Here is a 15,471-nt window from a genome sequence, read left to right on the forward strand (position 1 = left end):
ATGATAAGTTGCACAATGGTTAAATTATTGCTTAAAACAGCTTTATTGTTTCCAACCGCCGCCCAAAGCCTGGTACAGGTTAACGATGGATTGCAGCTCCTGCAATCTGTCGTTTATACCGCTAAGCTGTGCAGCCAGCAGGCTTTGTTCTGATGTTAATACGTCGGTATAGTTGGTGGCCGAGCTGTAGCGCAAAAGCTCTTTAGTATAATCCACTGCTTTTTCTAAAGCCTTCAGCTGATTAGCCCGGGTGTTTTGTTTTTCGACGGCAGTTTGGTAAGCAAATAAAGCGTTCGAAACTTCGCCGCCTGCGTTCAATAATGATTGCTGGAAGGCGTAGTAGGCCTCTTGTTGCTGTGCTTGTGCTATCCTTAAGCGCGATTTGTTTAAGCCTTTGTTAAAGATAGGCTGCGTTAACCCACCAACAATATTGTAAAAAATTGAATTATCAAACAGGTTCCTGATCCGAAGTGAAGACACACCACCCTGCGCAGTAATAGTTAATTGCGGATAAAAGTAGGTGCGCGCCACGTTGGTGTTTTCAAATGCACTACGGAAAGCCAGTTCGGACTGCTGTACATCGGGCCTGTTTTTAAGCAGTTGCGATGGTACGCCGGTCTGCAGGTTATGATATGGTTTTTGGTCGGCCAGCGAGCTGCGTTTAATGGCGCCTGGTCCTTGTGCCAATAGGATGCTCAGTGCATTCTCCGTTTCGCGAATGCTGCGTTTCAAATCCGGAATGGTAACCTCGGCAGCGTAACGGTTAGCTTCGCTCTGCACCACGGCAGCGCCTGTTACTATGGCACTTTCCTTCAATGCTTTCATCGTCTCCACGTCGCTTATCCGGTTTTTTAGCGTTTGCTCGGTAATGCGTAGTTGCTCATCCAAGGCCAGCAGGTTATAATAGTTGTTGGCAATGTTGGCAATCAGCTGTGTTTGTACGGCACGTTTGGCAGCATCACTTTGTAAGAGCACAGCCAGTGCCTGCCGCTTGGCGCTGCTTAGCTTGCCCCATATATCAGCTTCCCAGCTGGTATTGAGCGCAGCCTGATAGGTGGTAGTTTTGAGGTTAAACGTGTTGGCAAACTCGGGCGGAAAGTTTAAGCCTGCTGCAGATTGCTTAACCCTTGTTGCCGTTGCGCTCCCGCTCAGGCTTGGCAAAAATGCTGCCCGGCTTTGCTGCAGATTAGCTTGCGCTTCGTTAATACGCTGCACTGCAGTTTTTAAGTCCAGGTTTTCTTGTATGCCCCGGTTTATCAGGTTTTGCAATACGGTGTCGGTAAACAGTTGGTTAACCGGCAGGTTGGCAATAGTAGTGGTATCGGTAACGGTAGTATCGCGGTACAGGTTGCCTTTTACATCCAAACCCGGCTGCTGATACTTTTTAGTTACACACGAAGCAAATACCAGTGCTGCTGCCAGCACTGTGTAAATTTGCTTTTTATATCCTTTAATCATGTTGATGATTGGCTGAATAAGTTAATGAATGTTGATTAATGAACTTCGGAAAGGGTGGCTTCTTCAGTTTCGACTGGCTGTGGCTTGCCGCCAATGCGCTCCTGCAACGATTGGAACATGATGAACAGTACCGGTATTACAAATACACCGAATATGGTGCCAATCAGCATACCGCCAACCGCGCCCGTGCCGATTGACCGGTTACCCGCGGCACCTGCCCCCGATGCCAGCATTAGTGGTACCAGGCCTAAAATAAACGCAAACGAAGTCATCAGAATAGGACGCAAACGAGCTACTGCACCATCTATGGCAGCATTCACAATGCTTTCGCCTTCGCGGCGGCGGGCTACCGAGAATTCAACAATCAAAATCGCATTCTTGGCCAGCAAACCAATAAGCATAATCAGCGTAATTTGCAGGTAGATGTTGTTTTGAATCCCAAAAAAGAAAGCAAAAATGAATGCTCCTGCCAAACCGATAGGTAAGGACAGCAAAACGGCGAAAGGCAAAATATAACTTTCGTATTGCGCGCTCAGCAAGAAGTAAACAAACACCAGGCACAGCATAAAGATGAACATGGTTTGGCTGCCACCCGAAATCTCTTCGCGGGTTAAGCCCGAAAACTCATAACCAAAGCCGGCAGGCAGGGTTTTAGCCGCCACCTCGCGGATAGCCTTAATGGCATCACCCGAACTGTAGCCTGGTTTTGGTGCACCGGTAACCGAAATAGAGGTAAACAAGTTAAAGCGGTTAATAGACTCCGGCCCGTAAACCCTTTTCAGGCTTACAAATTCTGATATCGGGGCCATTACGCCATCATTAGTGCGTACATAAATACCATTCAAACTTTCGGGCGTACCGCGGTAGGGCGCTGCAGCCTGAATCATTACCCGGTACTGTTTGCCAAACTGGTTAAAGTTAGACGCATATAAACCACCATAATAGCCTTGCAGCGTTCCTAAAACAGAGCTTACCGATACGTTGGCATCCTTACATTTCGGTACATTTACATCAACCTGAAACTGCGGGAAGTTGGTATTGAAAAAGGTAGTAGCGTACTGTATTTCGGGGCGCTGACTTAATGCCGCTAAAAACTTGCCGTTAACCTGAGCAAAGTTGTTAATGTCGCTGCCGGTTTTATCCTGCACCTGAAACTCAAAGCCACTACTGTTACCAAAGCCCTGCAATGCAGGAGGCACGATAAACAGAATACGGGCACTTTTGATGCCGGCCGTCATACCAAATAGTTTACCAGTTACGGCATCAACAGTATGTTCGGCACCCTCGCGCTTATCCCATGGTTTTAATTTAATAAATACCACACCATAAGAACCGCCGGCACCGCTCAAAATACCCTGGCCGGCAATGCGGGTAGCCGATTCTACCTCGGGCATTTTTTGGATCATGTCGGCCACCTGGTTTACAACCTGGGTGGTACGCTCTAATGATGATGCCGGTGGTAAAGAGATATCACCGATAATAAAGCCCTGATCTTCGTTAGGTACGAAGGCGCTTGGTGTGGTTTTTAGTAAAAACCAGAACACCACGGCAAACACGGCAATACCGGCAATCGCTATCCATTTTTTTACGGCTAAAAAGCTAACCGAACGTTTGTATTTCTGGGTAAGCGAATCGAATGAGGTATTGAAAGCGGTATAAAAACGCTGTAACAAACCAGACTTGTGGTGCTCACCTTCCGGGTGCGGTTTTAGCAACAGCGCACACAGGGCAGGGCTCAAGGTTAACGCGTTAACGGCCGAAATTAAAATAGAGATAGCCAGCGTTAAACCAAACTGTTTGTAAAATACACCAGACGAACCAGTAATAAATGATACCGGAACAAATACCGCAGCCATAACCAAAGTAATAGAGATAATGGCACTGCTAATTTCGCTCATGGCATCGGTAGTTGCTTTGCGGGCAGATTTTACGCCATGGTCCAGTTTGGCATGCACGGCCTCTACCACCACAATGGCATCATCCACTACAATACCAATGGCCAGAACCAAAGCGAATAAGGTAAGCAGGTTAATGGTAAAGCCAAATAACTGCAAAAAGAAAAAGGTACCTATAATAGCCACCGGAACGGCAATAGCTGGTATAAGCGTTGAGCGGAAGTCTTGCAAAAAGACGAATACGACGATAAACACCAGAACAAAAGCCTCAACCAACGTGTGGATTACCTTTTCGATAGATACATCCAGAAACTCGTTGGCACTAAAGATAGGGACTACCTTGATGCCGGCCGGAAATGTTTTTGATGCTGCCTCAATGGTTTGCTCACACTGTGCAATCATCTCGTGTGCGTTTGATCCGGCAGTTTGGAATACGGCCACAGCTATTGACGGATTGCCATTGGTTTCGGTGTTGCTCGCATAGCTTAATGAGCCCAGCTCTACCTTGGCTATATCGCGAAGGCGCAAAATCTGTCCCTTGGTTGCCGAGCGTATAACGATGTTTTCGAACTCGGAAGGTGATTTTAAACGGCCTTTGTATTTTAAAACATATTGAAAAGACTGATCGCTGTTTTCACCGATTTTACCCGGAGCAGCTTCAATATTTTGCTCAGCAAGCGCGGCGTTTACGTCATCAGGAATTAAGCCATAGGTGGCCATTACATCCGGTTTTAACCAGATACGCATCGAGTAATCCTGCTGACCGAATACGCTGGCATCACCCACACCGTTTACCCGTTTCAGTTGCGGGAGCAGGTTGATGTTGGCATAGTTTTGCAAAAAAGTCTGGTCGTAAGATTTGTTGGTACTGGTCATGGCAAATACCATTACCATACTGCTTTGCTGTTTAGCGGTGGTTACACCTGCTTTAGTTACCTCGGCAGGTAACAGCGGTGTAGCTTTTGATACCCGGTTTTGCACGTTTACCGCTGCCAAATCGGGGTTGGTACCCAGTTTAAAGTAAACGGTAATTTTAGCACTACCGTCATTACTGGCAGTCGAGGTCATGTAGGTCATGTTCTCTACGCCGTTAATCTGTTCTTCGAGCGGAACAATAACGCTGTTCATTACCACATCGGCATTGGCGCCCTGGTAAGCGGCCGAAACCACTACCGTTGGCGGCGCAATTTCAGGATATTGGGAAATAGGCAGTGTGGTTAAGCCCAGTACACCCAATATAACAATGATAACTGATATTACGGTTGATAATACCGGTCGTTCAATAAATTTACGTAACATTATAAAGTGTTATGTTGAAAGCCTGCATTAAATGCCACGGCTGTAAATAGGATTAGTTTAAGTCTTTGTACACTGTGCCGTCGGCCTGCATGTCGGGCTTAACCGGAGTGCCATCCTGTAAGTTAGAAGTGCCTTCGAGTATCACGGTATCACCGTCTTTCAGTCCGCTGGTTACCACATAATACTGCCCGGTGGCCAAGTCCATAATTTGTATCTCGGTATTTTTTACTTTGCCGCTGCCATCAACCACAAATACAAAGCGTTTTCCCTGTAACTCATAAGTTGCCTTTTGTGGTATTACAATTACGTTTTGCAGGTTTTGCGGTATACGTACGGTAGCACTACCACCGCTGCGGATTAACCGCATCGGGTTAGGAAAGGTAGCCCTGAAACTGGCCGAACCGGTTTGGGTATTTATTAAACCGCTTATGGTTTCTACCCGTCCTTTTTCGGGGTAATCGCTGCCGTCAGATAGTAGTAATGATACCTGGGGTAGTTTTCCCAATTTAGCTTCGAGCGTGCGGCCTTCATAATGTCTCGAAAAATCGAGCAATTGCTTTTCATTCAGCGAAAAGTAAGCGTATATGTTGCCAATGTTAGAAACAGTAGTTAATGGCTGAGCCGTGTTGCTGTTTACCAGACTGCCTAATTTATAAGGAATAGTGCCTACTACCCCATTAACAGGGCTGGTTACGGTGGTGTAGCCTAAATTAGTGCGCGAATTGGCTAAGTTAGCTTTAGCTTGTTTTAGAGCGGCTTTGCGGGCTTGCAGCGTTAACTGTGCCGACTCTAATTCATAGTGGCTGATGATATCTTTTTCTACCAGCGGTTTGGTTTTGTTAACTTGCAGTTGGGCAGCATTAACATCGGCTTCGGCACTGCTTACGGCAGCTGCTGAGTTATTAACGTCCTGGGCATATTGTGGTGCACTAATGCGGAACAGCACCTGGCCTTTTTTTACTACCGAACCTTCATCTATATAAATATGGTCAATGTAACCATCGATTTTCGGACGGATTTCGATGTTTTGCTGACCTTGAAGGGTAGCAGGATAGTCGCTATTAAGGGTTGCATTACGGGGGGATACCTTGAAGACAGGATAGGCTTGTACTGGTGGCGGACCACCGGCTGCAGGCGCTCCGCCTGCCTGCTGTTTGCTATTGCCGCAAGCCGACAATAGCAACAGTGCAGAACTGATTACAGTTGCAGATAACAGTCTGGTTTTCATAAAAAGGGTGTTGTTAGAATATAAATACATGAGGGTTGTTGAGCAGTTGATAATATAGTTTGACAATTTTGTCAATTTTTGAGCAAAAAAAATCTACTTTAAAATCATGTCGCAAATCAGCTTTTTGCGTTCATTGATAACATCTTTGAACTCATCGTCCGATAAATTGAAGAATTGTTTATATAACGGAGCGGTAATAAGTGGATACATCATTAACGAGAACAGGTTCATCATAAAGTGTATAGGGTTCATCCGGGTAAGATTACCATTGTCCATCTCTGTTTCTATCTGTTTCAAAAAAGTATTCACTTTGGTGTTTTTTTCTTCAAAACATATTTGCGGGCCTACCGAGTTAATTTGGGTAATCAGGAAAACCTCCTGGTAGGGGTAGCGCATAGTTTGGTCTAAAAAAACATCAATCATATGCTCCACTTTTTTCTTAAACGGCAGGTCGGAGTTCATTACACTTTCCAGGCGGCCATTAGTTTCTTGCATTGCATCTTTAAATACCTGCTCTACAAGCTGGTCTTTTGAGCGGAAATAATAATGTAGTAAAGTACGGCTTACTCCGGCGGCATCTGCTATGTCTTGCGTAGTTGAATGAAGTTTGCCCTCCACAAAATACACACGCTTGGCAGTGTCTATTATTAGCTTTTCAGTGCTGTTATCCTTGATTCCCATAGATTTTACAAAAATGTCAAACATTTTTGATAAAACAGTCTATTGAGCATTTGATTGTTTGTTTAAGGCTGAAATATGAATATTTGGTGACTTTTTGGTAAGAGGTAAAATATGTCTGCATCCCAACTCAATTTAATATCTGAGTTGAATTCGTAGCGAAATACAAACCATTTATTCCTGATAGTGTTAATCAATCAAAAATCTACTACTATGAATAATTTTTTTAGAGCACTTATTGCCGGTTACGGAGCAAAAAAATTGGGCGGCGGTTGCCTCTCTACCATTGTCATATTTATTGTTATTTATACCTTGTTAGGTAAGTGTAACAATTCACCTCGTGCTGCAATGCGCCCGCAAAATGTTAAAGGTGTTAATACCCATAGTATGGTTTATGTGCCCGTTCAAAAGCTTAACCGTTAAGCTACCGTTAAATTTATACGCATAGGCTAAAGCAAATTTCGCTTTAAAATATTTAAGCCGGAGTATGATGAATGACCGTTCATTTATCATACTCCGGCTTATTTGTGAGGTGGTTTTTAATTTTTCAACTTTTCTAAGATGTGCCTTCTCTTTTAAAGTGACGCTTTATTTTACATCAAATTTCGGACGTGGCCATTTCTGAAAATTATTGAGTTGATAAAATAAGGCAATTAGGTTAATTTGTGGCTTCTTAAAATCAAGTTATCACGTTAAGCCCATTGCAGCCGGCCTAAGTGTAAAGTACTTGGTTTCTATCGTCTCCGTTTAAATGGAGATGATTAATCATCAATACATAGTCAATGAGTAAAGTTTTTACAATAACAGAAGGCTTAGAAAACCTGGGTGCTCTGCGCACAGGCGGGCAAGGCTCGGTATATAAGGGTAAAAGGCAGGGTACGCTGTATTCGGCCATTAAACTGCTGCCTACACCCATCATGAACGAAAGTGAGGACGACCGCGGCTACCGTAATTATCAGAGTGAGGTTGCTAAACTGCAAAAGGTTAACGAGCAGCCCAACCCTCATGTAGTTAAAATTCGCAGTTTTGGGCTTACCGATAGCGGCTCGTTTCCGTTCATCGAGATGGAGTACATTGAAGGGCCTGACCTCAGCGAGTTGCTGCAGCCACCGCATGACCCCGTTTTTAGTTTAAAAGAACTGATAAAGGTAGCCGACCAGTTAGCCGATGCTTTAGCGCATTGTCATAAAGTAGGCGTTAAACACGGCGACATCAAGAGCAATAACGTTAAGTATAATATAAATACGGGTAACTATGTGCTGTTAGATTTCGGTCTGGCCATTTTAACTGATGAGCAGCGGCGCAGCTCGGTAAGGCATGCAGGGGCTATTGAGTTTATGGCACCCGAGCAGCACGAGGGCGGGCAGATGCTGCCTCAAACAGATGTGTACAGTTATGGCGTAATTTTGTATGAGCTATTAGCTGGTGAGGTTCCCTTTACCCTAAGTGGTAACAGCGAAACGGGCAGAAACGCGGTAATGTTATCGCATTTAGAGCAAGCCATACCCGACCCCATCGCAAAACGGGAACAAAAGCTACCGGCTGAGTGGAGTGCCGAAAAGCGCCGGCAGGAAATGCAGGTACCACACTGGCTGCTGCAACTGATTGCCAAATGTTTGGAGAAAAATCCGGATAACAGGTATCGTGATGGGCTTGAACTACAACAAGCTATCACCGAAGGCAGCTTGATGGCCAACGCACCCTATCTTACTACACCGCAGCCACAAAGCATGCCTGATGTAGGCACTGCCCTGCAAGACGAGAACCAGCGTTTGCAAAACCAGATTTTAGCCTTACAACAGCAGTTGGATGAAGCACCTCAGGCGGAGCAGGAAGATGATGAATCGAATGTGACAATGTCTAAGCCACTGTTTTTTTTGTTTGTGTTTTTATTGGTGGTGTTTATGGGCTTTTCGGTTTACTCGGCGTTTTTTAAACGTGAGCCTATGCCTGCGGCTACTGAGCAGGGAGGTACTACCGATACTACCCAAATAAAAACAGATACCGGCGCAGTTAGTGAGCCAAAAACTTACAATCCGGATAGTATAAGTGATGCTGTAATGCGAAAGCGCAGGAGAGACTCAATTATACAAAGTAGTATTGACAGTGTAAGACGTGCTACGCAGAAAGCCCTGGAAGAAAAACAAAAAGACAGCGCTGATGTGCAAACCGACACCACACAAAGCCAGGAAGAGTAATTTTAACAAAACTGATTTAACAGAATTTATTGTAGGCAATTATTAAAGCGCCGGCAAACATCTGCGCAGATTTGCCTGTTTTGCTACCTCATAATTGCCAAGCACTGTAACTTACTTTTATGGAAACCAAACCTAATTTTTGGCAACGTTTAGGCATACAAGATTGGTTTTTAACCAACGAGAGCCAGCCTGTTGCTAACGTAACTCCGGCACTTACTCCCGAAGTGATTTATAAATATATTGTCGAGAAATTTCAGGAGTCTATCAACGAATTGTCGTTTGCCGGGCGGGTGGTATTTTATCACGAATTTATTATCAGCTTTAATGCTGATGACTACCGCGAGTTTAACGACAACAAACAAGGCATTATTGGCTTGATTGTGCAGGAATGCGTTAAAAAGTTTTATGAGATATTAAAGGGCTACCGCGAGGCCGGAAAAACCGTAGAGCCTTCGGGTTCAAAATGGGTGTTCCGGGTAGTTACCCATCCCGACTATGCCCGCGGCGATAAAGGCTTTATCGGTAAATTACTGCCGGATAGCAGTGCGCCGCAAAAAAAGGAAGAAAATCTGCGTGTTACCTTCATCCCGAGGCAAACCGGTATTGCGCAAACTTTTGACGTGAACCAGGAAGTGCTGAGCGGCTTTACTTACTACAGTGATGGTTATTTCGAAATACCATACGAGGAGCAACTGGAATATGACGCTCAGGAGGTAAATGATAGTAAGCCCGGTCAGGCCGTTATTGCCCGCCTGGAAACCATCATCCCCGATAAACAGTTTGCCGGCAAAAAGGTAGAGTACCTGATGAAGAGCGAGGAAATCATTATAACCGGTAAAGAAGAAACCCGCGAGGGAGACGAGATATTTAAAATCCCGTCGGATTGGGTGAGCGTGCCGCACCTGCATATCCGCTACAATAAGGCCGACGGCAAGTTTTACCTGGCCTCTTTTGGCGAGATGACCACCCTGAATGAAAACCTCGTACAGCATAGCGATATTAATGCGCCGGTTTGGGTGGAACTGCCGGTTAACTCGCGCATGCTGCTCAACGGCATTATTGGTTTAAACCTTTTTAAAGGATAACGGTATGTCGCAAATATTATCGGTAGGCTTGTTAGTATTGATTGTGGCCTTATTGGGCACACATTTTTTTGACATTAAAAACTCGGGAAAGCGCAATGGCTGAAAACTATTTTGGATTAACCGATACCGGCAGGGTGCGGGATAATAACGAAGATACCTTTATTGCCCAACAAACCCCCGGCGGTTTAATTGTAGCCTGCGTAATTGATGGCGTTGGCGGCTATCACGGCGGCGAAGTGGCTGCCGAAATTGCCCGGCAGGAAGTGGTTGCCCAACTCAATCGGACTCAAGGTGATATTATTACGGGTATGACCGCGGCGTTTAAACAAGCCAGCAAAAACATCTACCAGCGCCGTAAAGAAGAAAAAGAACTGGAAAGCATGGCCTGTGTTGCTACCCTGGCCGTGGTAGACATCACCTCTAATCAATTTTATTATGCCCACGTAGGCGATACGCGCTTATACTTGCTGCGCGATGGCTCATTGGTAAAGATTACCAAGGACCATTCTTTTGTAGGTTTTCTGGAAGATTCGGGCCGGTTGACAGAAAGTGCCGCCATGAATCATCCTAAACGGAACGAAATAAATAAAGCCTTAGGCTTTGACACCGCCATTGCCACCGACGAAAGCTATATCGAGACGGGTCAGTCGCCTTTTTTGCCCGGCGATGCCTTGCTGTTATGCAGTGACGGCCTGACCGATTTGGTAGACAAGGAAGTAATGACGCGAATTGTAACGCAACCGGTTACGCTCGAGCAAAAAGCCGCTCAGCTTATAGATGCAGCTAACCGCGCCGGAGGTAAAGACAATATTACGGTAGTACTCGTACAAAACGATAAAACATCACAAAAAACCGTAGCCCGGATGCCTGCAAGCCCGGTTAAAAAAAAGGAGACGGTAAATAAGCCTGATACCATCATTAGCAGAACAAACGAAACTGTTACTACACCGCAGCAAGCCCCTGCCGTCGCAGATAAAAAAAGCAGTAGCTGGGGACTTGTTTTTGGTTTGCTTAGCTTAATCTTTTTGGGTACTACGGTTTGGTTTTATATGCAGTTGAATGCTAAATCAAATCAGCAAGCAACACCGTCTGATACTGCCGCAGCCAAACAACCCGGTGCCATGCAAGTCAAGCTGCAAAATGCCATTAATGCTGTTAAAGGAGATACGCTTACCTTGTCCGACACGACTTACAAAGCGCCCATCCTCATCAGCGATAGCCTGGTGATTGATAAAGATACCTTGTTCATTAAAACCAAAGGTAATATCCGTTTGCAGCGCGATTCTGTTTATGCAGGTCCAGGCCTGATATTGGGTGGGGCATGTAAATATTTAGTGATTGAAGGTTTGCAAATGCAGGATTTCAACACAGGTATAGCTTTGCAAAACACGTCCTTAGAATTAAGGGGAGTTCAGTTTATTAATTGTAAACAGCCGGTGAATGCATCTTATCTTTTTAATAATGACAAGCGTATTACTGCCAAAATTGGGCGCGTTAGCTACCGGGCCGATTCTATAATTACTGTAAAGCCTAATGGAAACAAATAAAATAGAGGCAACGGGCAGGGGTAAGGAGCGTATTTTTTTACTGCTCATTACTGTTTTATTAGGCTTGCTTTTTTACCGCCTGTATACGGTATTGCAATTGCGCTTTGCTGATGTTGACCAACGCCTTAGCGATGGCACGATGGTCAACATCAATGCAAAAAATCCGGCTGCAAATTTCAAAGATTTATTAACTAAGGGATATTATTTTGATGACAAACGCGACATCAATTTAATCGAATCGGTGGTGGCGCAGGGCATCAGTACCGGCGAAAAAATTGATAATATAGGCGAGCTCAACAAGCGTAAATATTATTTGAATGCCGATGATGCTTTTGCCAACGGCGGCACTTCGTTTAAAAAGCGCGTTGCAGCGTCCCGCTCTTTATTGGGTTATACCGGGGCCGATTCTGTTCGTTTTAAACAGGAACGACGCAATCCGCCTGAGTTGCCTTCGGAGGTAGATTTAGCCATGGGCCAATACAGCATCGAGGGTAAGATTGTCAACAAAGAGCAGCCGGTAGGTGGCGTGCTGGTGCGCTTGGAAATGATTTTGCCGCAAGACAGTATTGTGAACGATGAGGTAGGCGAAGACATTAAAACCACCACCGAAACCAGTCGTACATTTACTAAACAATATATCCCCGACAGTGCAGGCAAGCGTCATTTGCAAGCTTTAACAGCTTACGCACGCACCAATGCCGACGGCGAAATTGAGTTTAAAAACCTGCCAACAGAAAAGGCATTCCGGTTGCTGCCTTTGCAGCCCGGTTACCAGTTTGGTACTTCGCAGGGTGTGCAAAGCCTGGACGGTAATGAAAAGTTCATCTTTCATCAGCAACCCCATACCATTAGGCTGCTTTCAACCCGCGATTTTAATATTCTTAAAAAAGAAAAATCGCTGATTGTACGTACCCCACAAGAGTTTAACCGCTGGTTTTTCATCATCGCCGGATGTTTTGTGATGGCTTTCCTGCTCATTCACCTGGTACTGTCAGCAAAATTCAGTAATGCCGACCAGTTGATTTTGCCGGTAATTATGACGCTGACTGGTCTTTCATTCCTTACACTGCTAAGTTTGCAGGACCCTTTGCGTGACCGTTTTTTGGCTAAAGATACTTTGGTCTACCTGGGCATCGGTACTGCCGTAACCATAGCTATGCTAACGCTAAACTTGCGCCGCTTTACTACCGACTCGGGTTTATACCGCTTATTTGTATTTAAAGGTACGCCAAGCGCAGGCAACGGCTGGCCGTGGGCGGTAATGGCCGCAGGTTTACTGGCTTTAACCATTTTGTTTGGTACAGGCCCCGAGGGTAGCGGTGTTAAAGTGAACTTATTTGGCTTTCAGCCGAGTGAGATTGTTAAATACCTGGTGATATTTTTTCTGGCTGGTTTTTTTGCTGCTAACGAGAAACTTATAAGCGAGTATACCACCTGGACCAAGCGCTGGTCTTTCTTCTACTTCGCGCTTATAGCCATATTGGTTACGTTGATGCTGTTTTTGCTCTTGGGCGATTTAGGCCCGGCCATGGTGGTTTGCTTTACGTTTATTACGCTGTTCTCGTTCTCGCGCGGCGATTTTGGCTTTATGGCTTTGGCTGTCATTATTTATGTATTAGCCTCGTGGCTGTTAAAAAACGTATGGCTCTCAGCACTGGCAACAGCAGCCGTAATGGCCTTGTTAATGCTTTTCCAAAGGCGCCAGTTGAGCGAGTCGGCCGTGATGGTGCTGATTATTATGGCGGCTTTCCTCACCATCGACCAAATACCTTACCTGGATAAAGTTTTCCCCGGCCCTGTTCAGCGTTTAATTGATCGTAAAGCCATCTGGCAGGATGCCTGGAACAACGAAGTTTACGGCGGCGACCAGGTGGCTAACGGTTTGTGGGCTATGTCGAGCGGCGGTGTTTCCGGCCAGGGTATAGGCGAAGGCTTCGCCAAAACCATCCCTGAGGCTCATACCGACATGATATTGCCCTCTATGGGCGAGGAGTTCGGCTGGACGGGTATTGTCTGCATATTTATCTTGTTTTTGATTTATTTGCACAGGGCTATTTTAATAGGCCGCCGAACGGGAACGCCCTTCCTGTTTTATTTATGTGCCGGCATAGGCGTATCTACCTTTGTGCAATTTTTGCTGATTGCCGGTGGCTCAACCGGGGCCTTACCTTTATCCGGTGTATCACTGCCTTTCCAAAGCTATGGAGGCTCGTCTTTAGTGGCTAATATGCTGGCATCGGGCTTTTTACTGTCTGCATCAATGGTGCGGGGTACGCCGGTGCAAATGACCTATATCTCCAAACAGCAAGACCGTAACCTAGTGCCTGCATTATTAGCGGCTTGTATGGGTATCATACTGCTTACCGTAAATGTGTCGCGCTACTTATTTGATAATAAAAAGTGGGTAGTACAGCCTGCCTTAGTGGCCGACAAAAGCGGTGCCCGTATGTTTAGCTATAACCCGCGCATCGCCATATTAATGAACCGGTTGCAAGCCGGTAATTTGTACGACCGTAACGGCGCTTTGCTGGCTACCAGCAAACCCGAAACCATCCGCAAACAACGGAGCAAACTAATAAGTGCTGGGGCCGGTAATTACAATTTAGACTCGGCCATGCATAAGCGGCTGGACCGCTATTACCCTTTTGAGGAGCAAACCTTTTTTTGGACGGGCGATGCAAATACCGGCGTTTTTAACGGCAGCAGCAACGGCTACTTTGCCGAATATGAACATGCTGCCGAACTGCGTGGTTTTGAACTGCCAACTACCCATTATAACGTAACGGCCAACCGCTACCGCGAAGACCGCTTTTTAGCGCGGGGCGTTAAAGAGATGGCGGTGGTGAAAAAAGATTACAAAGCATTGGCCACGTTGTTACTGGCGGGGATAAATAGTAAGCAAGTAGATGCATTTCGTAACCGAAACCGCAACGTGCAGTTAACTATTGATGCCAGCTTGCAAACCAGTATTCAGAAATCACTGGCTACCGACACATCATTGGCCGATAACCGGGTATCGGTGGTGGTAATGGAAGCGAATACCGGCGATGTACTGACCTCGGCCGTTTACCCCTTGCCGCCTGTGCGCGATTGGGAAAAACTTACCATGACCACAGCCGAGCAAAACCAGCTGGCTGGCTGGATGACTACCTCCGATTTGGGTTTTACTACGGCAACACAACCTGGCTCAACGGCCAAGGTGCTAACCGGCTTAGCGGCGTTTAATAAATTGGGTATGGCAGCTGCCGATGTAAAATACCCGGTTTATGCCCGCGAACGTATCCGTACCAAGGGTATCGAACCTGACGAAACCGGGATGATTAGTATGGAGCGGGCTATCGTTAAATCTAATAACGTATATTTCATCAAACTGGCTAACCAGCAACATCTGGAAAACCAGATGACGGATTTGTACCTAAAAACCGGTATGTTTTTACACGGCGTTGGTGGATACTACTACGGCCGGGGCACCGTTGATTCTGTTCAGCAGGATAAATGGCGTAAGCTCTGGACAAAAACCGAGTTTAACACCAAGCCCCGTTACGACCCTAACAACATACACCGTACACGGGCTAAAGGTATATCGGGTATGGCCTGGGGCCAGGGCGAATTAATTGCCACTCCGGCAGCCGTAGCCAGGCTGGTATCGGGCGTTGCCAACAATGGCGTATTGGTTAACAACCGTTACGTGTTAAAGGTTAGTGCAGATGCCCAGCCTGTTAAAGCCGGTATTAAGCTGGCCAATAAGCCGCAGTATGCCGATTTAATGCGAAGGTATATGATTGAGCAAAGTGCCCCCAAAGCTTATACGCTTGGTATTGCAGTAGCCGGTAAAACCGGAACGCCCGAACGTATCTGGAAAAAGCAACAGATTAACGATGGCTGGTACACCTTTTTTGCACCCAAGGCTAATGGCAGCGGCAATATGGTGGTTTGTATTCGCATAGAGGCTACCAAAGGGTCATCAGATGCAGTGAAGCTGGCGGGGCGGCATGTGGTACCTTTTTTGCTTCAAAAAGGGTATATTAAAAGTATTGTTCCACAAGCAACGGAGTAACCCAAGGAACGCGTAACGGGCTGCTT

General features: G+C 45.8%; 9 protein-coding genes. 5 read left to right on the plus strand and 4 right to left on the minus strand.

Features of this window, described 5'->3' with window-relative positions; all coding sequences use genetic code 11:
* Positions 1–42: 42 nt before the first annotated feature.
* The 4 genes from AAGR14_RS04550 to AAGR14_RS04565 all read right to left on the minus strand — a co-directional run bounded on the left by AAGR14_RS04550 (position 43) and on the right by AAGR14_RS04565 (position 6,561).
* Positions 43–1,458, minus strand: coding sequence for an efflux transporter outer membrane subunit (locus AAGR14_RS04550; RefSeq protein WP_342647415.1), 1,416 nt, complete (start codon positions 1,456–1,458; stop codon positions 43–45).
* A 35-nt stretch (positions 1,459–1,493) separates the two neighbouring features.
* On the minus strand, positions 1,494–4,652 hold the full coding sequence (locus AAGR14_RS04555; RefSeq protein ID WP_342647416.1) for an efflux RND transporter permease subunit: 3,159 nt from the start codon (positions 4,650–4,652) through the stop codon (positions 1,494–1,496).
* Between the two features lie 52 nt (positions 4,653–4,704).
* Complete coding sequence (locus AAGR14_RS04560; RefSeq protein ID WP_342647417.1) at positions 4,705–5,880, minus strand: efflux RND transporter periplasmic adaptor subunit; 1,176 nt, start codon at positions 5,878–5,880, stop codon at positions 4,705–4,707.
* 93 nt (positions 5,881–5,973) lie between these two features.
* Positions 5,974–6,561 (minus strand): TetR/AcrR family transcriptional regulator, encoded by a 588-nt coding sequence (locus tag AAGR14_RS04565; RefSeq protein WP_342647418.1) that lies wholly within the window; start codon positions 6,559–6,561, stop codon positions 5,974–5,976.
* A gap of 210 nt (positions 6,562–6,771) precedes the next feature.
* Between AAGR14_RS04565 and AAGR14_RS04570 the strand changes: the two genes are divergently transcribed.
* The 5 genes from AAGR14_RS04570 to AAGR14_RS04590 all read left to right on the plus strand — a co-directional run bounded on the left by AAGR14_RS04570 (position 6,772) and on the right by AAGR14_RS04590 (position 15,445).
* Positions 6,772–6,981, plus strand: coding sequence for a hypothetical protein (locus AAGR14_RS04570; RefSeq protein WP_342647419.1), 210 nt, complete (start codon positions 6,772–6,774; stop codon positions 6,979–6,981).
* A gap of 359 nt (positions 6,982–7,340) precedes the next feature.
* Positions 7,341–8,756: a serine/threonine-protein kinase gene (locus AAGR14_RS04575; RefSeq protein ID WP_342647420.1), complete on the plus strand. Its 1,416-nt coding sequence runs from the start codon at positions 7,341–7,343 to the stop codon at positions 8,754–8,756.
* Positions 8,757–8,875: 119 nt separating this feature from the next.
* Entirely contained in the window at positions 8,876–9,841 is a 966-nt protein-coding gene (locus AAGR14_RS04580; protein ID WP_342647421.1) for a hypothetical protein, read from the plus strand.
* Positions 9,842–9,936: 95 nt separating this feature from the next.
* Positions 9,937–11,388, plus strand: coding sequence for a protein phosphatase 2C domain-containing protein (locus AAGR14_RS04585; RefSeq protein WP_342647422.1), 1,452 nt, complete (start codon positions 9,937–9,939; stop codon positions 11,386–11,388).
* Entirely contained in the window at positions 11,375–15,445 is a 4,071-nt protein-coding gene (locus AAGR14_RS04590) for an FtsW/RodA/SpoVE family cell cycle protein (RefSeq protein WP_342647423.1), read from the plus strand. The genes AAGR14_RS04585 and AAGR14_RS04590 overlap by 14 nt, the downstream gene beginning before the upstream one ends.
* Positions 15,446–15,471 lie beyond the last annotated feature (26 nt).

Source organism: Mucilaginibacter sp. CSA2-8R (assembly GCF_038806765.1).
Taxonomy (GTDB): domain Bacteria; phylum Bacteroidota; class Bacteroidia; order Sphingobacteriales; family Sphingobacteriaceae; genus Mucilaginibacter.

Bases quoted from the DNA above. Each gene is read 5' to 3' on its own strand.
- AAGR14_RS04580 (WP_342647421.1), top strand. From the start codon at position 8,876: ATGGAAACCAAACCTAATTTTTGGCAACGTTTAGGCATACAAGATTGG.
- AAGR14_RS04560 (WP_342647417.1), bottom strand. From the start codon at position 5,880: ATGAAAACCAGACTGTTATCTGCAACTGTAATCAGTTCTGCACTGTTG.
- AAGR14_RS04590 (WP_342647423.1), top strand. From the start codon at position 11,375: ATGGAAACAAATAAAATAGAGGCAACGGGCAGGGGTAAGGAGCGTATT.
- AAGR14_RS04555 (WP_342647416.1), bottom strand. From the start codon at position 4,652: ATGTTACGTAAATTTATTGAACGACCGGTATTATCAACCGTAATATCA.
- AAGR14_RS04565 (WP_342647418.1), bottom strand. From the start codon at position 6,561: ATGGGAATCAAGGATAACAGCACTGAAAAGCTAATAATAGACACTGCC.
- AAGR14_RS04575 (WP_342647420.1), top strand. From the start codon at position 7,341: ATGAGTAAAGTTTTTACAATAACAGAAGGCTTAGAAAACCTGGGTGCT.
- AAGR14_RS04570 (WP_342647419.1), top strand. From the start codon at position 6,772: ATGAATAATTTTTTTAGAGCACTTATTGCCGGTTACGGAGCAAAAAAA.
- AAGR14_RS04550 (WP_342647415.1), bottom strand. From the start codon at position 1,458: ATGATTAAAGGATATAAAAAGCAAATTTACACAGTGCTGGCAGCAGCA.
- AAGR14_RS04585 (WP_342647422.1), top strand. From the start codon at position 9,937: ATGGCTGAAAACTATTTTGGATTAACCGATACCGGCAGGGTGCGGGAT.